The sequence below is a fragment of the Zhongshania sp. genome (assembly GCF_041584495.1).
In the GTDB taxonomy this organism is placed as follows: Bacteria; Pseudomonadota; Gammaproteobacteria; order Pseudomonadales; family Spongiibacteraceae; genus Spongiibacter.
This window is the reverse complement of sequence record NZ_JBFHDY010000195.1, coordinates 1-3,866: the sequence shown is the minus strand read 5'-3', so window position 1 is coordinate 3,866 and position 3,866 is coordinate 1. Positions and strand designations below refer to the sequence as shown.

Below are 3,866 nucleotides of genomic sequence, written 5' to 3'. Positions count from 1 at the left end.
TGTGGCAAAGGAAAAGTTTGAACGTAATAAGCCCCACTTGAACGTGGGCACCATCGGTCACGTTGACCATGGTAAAACCACGCTGACTGCAGCACTGACCCGTGTGTGTGCGGAAGTGTATGGCGGTAAGGCAGTGGCGTTTGATGGTATCGACAATGCACCTGAAGAGCGTGCACGTGGTATCACCATTGCGACCTCTCACGTCGAGTATGATTCATCTACTCGTCACTACGCCCACGTTGACTGCCCAGGTCACGCCGATTATGTAAAAAACATGATCACCGGTGCGGCGCAGATGGATGGCGCGATCCTAGTATGTGGCGCAACTGATGGCCCAATGCCGCAGACGCGCGAGCACATCCTGCTGTCACGTCAGGTTGGCGTACCTTACATCGTGGTATTCCTGAATAAAGCTGACTTGCTGGCTGAAGATTGCGGCGGCGTAGGCAGCGAAGAATACAATGAAATGCTGGAATTGGTAGAAATGGAGTTGCGCGAGCTGCTCGATATGTACGAATTCCCGGGTGACGATACCCCCATTATTGCGGGTTCTGCGCTGATGGCGTTGAATGGTCAGGATGAGAATGGTCTTGGTACCAGCGCTGTTGCTAAGTTGGTTGAGGCTCTGGATACTTATATTCCTCAGCCCGAGCGCGCAGTTGATCTGCCGTTCCTGATGCCGATTGAAGACGTATTCTCTATCTCGGGTCGCGGTACAGTGGTCACCGGCCGTATCGAGCGTGGTATTCTGCGCACCGGTGACGAGATTGCGATCATCGGTATTCACGACACCACCAAGACTGTATGTACTGGTGTTGAAATGTTCCGCAAGCTGCTTGACGAAGGTCGCGCTGGTGAGAACGTGGGTGTGTTGTTGCGTGGTACCAAGCGCGACGACGTAGAGCGTGGTCAAGTACTGGCTAAGCCCGGTTCAATCACGCCTCACACTCGTTTCGAAGGCGAAGTATACGTACTGTCCAAAGAAGAGGGTGGCCGTCACACGCCGTTCTTTAAAGGCTACCGTCCTCAGTTCTACTTCCGTACCACGGACGTGACTGGTGCTTGTGAGCTGCCGGAAGGTACTGAAATGGTTATGCCTGGCGACAACGTGAAAATGGACGTAACGTTGATTGCGCCAATCGCGATGGAAGAAGGTCTGCGTTTTGCAATTCGTGAAGGTGGCCGTACCGTTGGCGCCGGCGTTGTTGCTAAAATTGTAGAATAAGCCCGGTAATATTAGGGTTAAAGTCCGGGCTTGTAGGCCCGGCACTTGTAGGCCAGTAGTTCAATTGGTAGAGCACCGGTCTCCAAAACCGGCTGTTGGGGGTTCGAGTCCCTCCTGGCCTGCCATTTACGTTGACACTGCTTCGCGTATGCGTAGTGGTGTTTTGCGCTTAGCGAAAAAGGGAAATGTTTTAACAATGAGTGCTAAGGCGGAAGACGCTGGTCGATTCGATGGTCTGAAATGGAGTCTTGTGGCTCTGTTAGTGGCCGGTGGTGTTGGCGGCAATATATATTTCTCTAGTGAGTCTCTGCTTTATCGTGTTATCGCCTTGTTGGTGCTGGCGTTGATTGCGGGGTATATCGCTTACGGTACAGTTAAAGGCGAGGCCTTTTTTGAATTGCTTAAAGGCGCGCGCACCGAGATTCGCAAGGTTGTCTGGCCATCGCGTCAGGAAAGCACCCAAACCACGCTGATTGTTGTGGCGTTTGTAGTAGTTGCGGCATTGATTCTGTGGGGCTTAGACACTCTGTTGGGTTGGTTGGCATCCATGGTTATCGGCTAGAGGTAGGGCATGACAAAACGCTGGTATGTTGTACACGCCTATTCTGGGTATGAAAAGAAGGTTGCTCTGGCATTAAAAGAACGCATTGAGCTGTCAGGTTTTGCTGACCGTTTTGGCGAGGTTTTGGTTCCGACCGAAGAAGTCATCGAGATGCGTGGTGGTCAGAAGCGCAAAAGTGAGCGCAAGTTTTTTCCGGGTTATGTGCTGATTCAAATGGAGCTCGGTGACGATACTTGGCATTTAGTTAAAGAAACGCCGCGAGTAATGGGTTTTATTGGCGGTAAGGCCGACAAGCCTGCGCCTATTACTGAAAAAGAAGCGCAAGCGATATTGCAGCGTGTCGAGAGCGGTGACAAGCCCAAGCCTAAAACCTTGTTTGAACCGGGTGAAATGGTACGGGTTATCGACGGGCCGTTTAATGACTTTAACGGTGTTGTTGAAGAAGTCAATTACGAGAAAAACCGCCTGCATGTCGCTGTTCTTATCTTCGGTCGGTCAACGCCGGTTGAACTGGACTTTGCGCAGGTGGAAAAGGCGTAAATATTGCTGCGGAGCTTACGTGTAGCGAATGAAATGTTGCCGGCTAGTCTGGGTTGATAGTCGAGCAGTTTAAACCGGGGAGCTGATTGCAGGTTTTGAATCGCAAGGCGTTTGTACCCACTAGGAGGAAGTTATGGCTAAAAAAGTACAAGCTTATATTAAGCTTCAGGTTGCCGCCGGTAAGGCCAACCCAAGTCCGCCAGTTGGTCCCGCACTGGGTCAGCACGGCGTTAATATCATGGAATTTTGTAAAGCTTTTAACGCTCAAACTCAGAGCCTCGAAGCTGGCATGCCAATCCCTGTTGTTATCACGGTTTATTCAGATCGCAGCTTTACCTTTGTCACTAAGACGCCGCCGGCTTCGTTCTTGTTGAAGAAAGCCGCAGGTGTGGCTAGTGGTTCAGGTACGCCTAACTCCAAGAAAGTCGGTAAAGTGACTCGCGCCCAGCTTGAAGAAATCGCCGCTATTAAAATGGCCGATTTGACTGCGTCTGATATGGACGCAGCAGTGCGCACTATCGCGGGCAGCGCCCGTGCCGCCGGTATTGAAGTTGAGGGTCTGTAATCATGGCTAAGCTCACTAAGCGTCAAAAAGCTATCCGCGAGAAAGTGGTAGCTGGTAAGCAGTACAGCTTTGAAGAAGCAGTAGCGCTGCTTAAAGAAGTGTCAGTAATTAAATTCCCTGAGGCAATTGATGTTGCAATCAACCTTGGCGTTGATGCGCGTAAATCTGATCAAGCGGTTCGTGGTGCGACTACTCTGCCGCACGGCACAGGCAAGACTGTGCGTGTAGCGGTGTTTACTCAGGGTGATAACGCTGAGAAAGCCAAGGCGGCTGGTGCAGACTTTGTTGGTATGGATGATCTGGCTGCCCAGGTTAAAGGCGGCATGATGGACTTTGATGTAGTTGTTGCGTCTCCTGATGCCATGCGCGTTGTCGGTCAGCTTGGCCAGGTGTTGGGGCCGCGTGGTCTGATGCCTAATCCTAAGGCCGGCACTGTGACTGCAGATGTAGAGACGGCGGTTAAAAATGCTAAAGCGGGCCAGGTTCGCTACCGTACAGATAAAAACGGCATTATTCACGGCGCAATCGGTAGCATCAGTTTTGAGGCTAATGTGCTCAAGGATAATCTAGAAGCGCTGTTGGGTGATTTGCGTAAAGCAAAGCCATCTTCAGCAAAAGGCGTTTATATGAAGAAAGTGACTCTTTCTTCAACGATGGGCCCGGGTATCGCAATTGATATGGCGAGTTTGTCGGCAAAATAATTTTAAGGCGCTAGTCGCTTTGAATGAGGCGGTCTTTTTGGAGGCCGTTTTATAGGCTTTGTGGTCTTTGACAGCTGACCTACTGTGTCAAAAGGCAGAGACCATCAAAGACCGTAGGCGGGGTTTGGGTTATTTAGACTTACCCCTTAATCGATGTGTTGATTCGTCAACGTTTACCGGCATTGGCCTACGCAGATGGTGGAGTGTATTTGTTCTCCAGCAAACGACTTGAAACCTTGAGTTTTGAGTCTACGGTAAATAACTGACAAATCC

General features: G+C 50.7%; 5 protein-coding genes and 1 tRNA gene. All 6 read left to right on the top strand.

The window, feature by feature from the left end:
* Window position 1: 1 nt before the first annotated feature.
* Window positions 2–1,225: an elongation factor Tu gene (gene tuf / locus ABYP33_RS17845; RefSeq protein ID WP_373092569.1), complete on the top strand. Its 1,224-nt coding sequence runs from the start codon at window positions 2–4 to the stop codon at window positions 1,223–1,225.
* Window positions 1,226–1,274: 49 nt separating this feature from the next.
* A tRNA-Trp gene (locus ABYP33_RS17840) sits at window positions 1,275–1,350 on the top strand.
* Window positions 1,351–1,421: 71 nt separating this feature from the next.
* The gene (gene secE, locus ABYP33_RS17835) at window positions 1,422–1,787 is read left to right on the top strand and encodes a preprotein translocase subunit SecE (RefSeq protein ID WP_008248393.1); all 366 of its coding nucleotides are present in this window, start codon (window positions 1,422–1,424) and stop codon (window positions 1,785–1,787) included.
* Between the two features lie 9 nt (window positions 1,788–1,796).
* Window positions 1,797–2,327, top strand: coding sequence for a transcription termination/antitermination protein NusG (gene nusG / locus ABYP33_RS17830; protein ID WP_008248390.1), 531 nt, complete (start codon window positions 1,797–1,799; stop codon window positions 2,325–2,327).
* 133 nt (window positions 2,328–2,460) lie between these two features.
* Window positions 2,461–2,892, top strand: coding sequence for a 50S ribosomal protein L11 (gene rplK / locus ABYP33_RS17825; protein ID WP_373092566.1), 432 nt, complete (start codon window positions 2,461–2,463; stop codon window positions 2,890–2,892).
* A 2-nt stretch (window positions 2,893–2,894) separates the two neighbouring features.
* Complete coding sequence (rplA, locus tag ABYP33_RS17820) at window positions 2,895–3,593, top strand: 50S ribosomal protein L1 (RefSeq protein WP_373092564.1); 699 nt, start codon at window positions 2,895–2,897, stop codon at window positions 3,591–3,593.
* Window positions 3,594–3,866 lie beyond the last annotated feature (273 nt).

What these genes read in the sequence shown, in the direction of transcription:
- rplA (WP_373092564.1), top strand. Translation starts at nt 2,895, where the DNA reads ATGGCTAAGCTCACTAAGCGTCAAAAAGCTATCCGCGAGAAAGTGGTA.
- rplK (WP_373092566.1), top strand. Translation starts at nt 2,461, where the DNA reads ATGGCTAAAAAAGTACAAGCTTATATTAAGCTTCAGGTTGCCGCCGGT.
- nusG (WP_008248390.1), top strand. Translation starts at nt 1,797, where the DNA reads ATGACAAAACGCTGGTATGTTGTACACGCCTATTCTGGGTATGAAAAG.
- secE (WP_008248393.1), top strand. Translation starts at nt 1,422, where the DNA reads ATGAGTGCTAAGGCGGAAGACGCTGGTCGATTCGATGGTCTGAAATGG.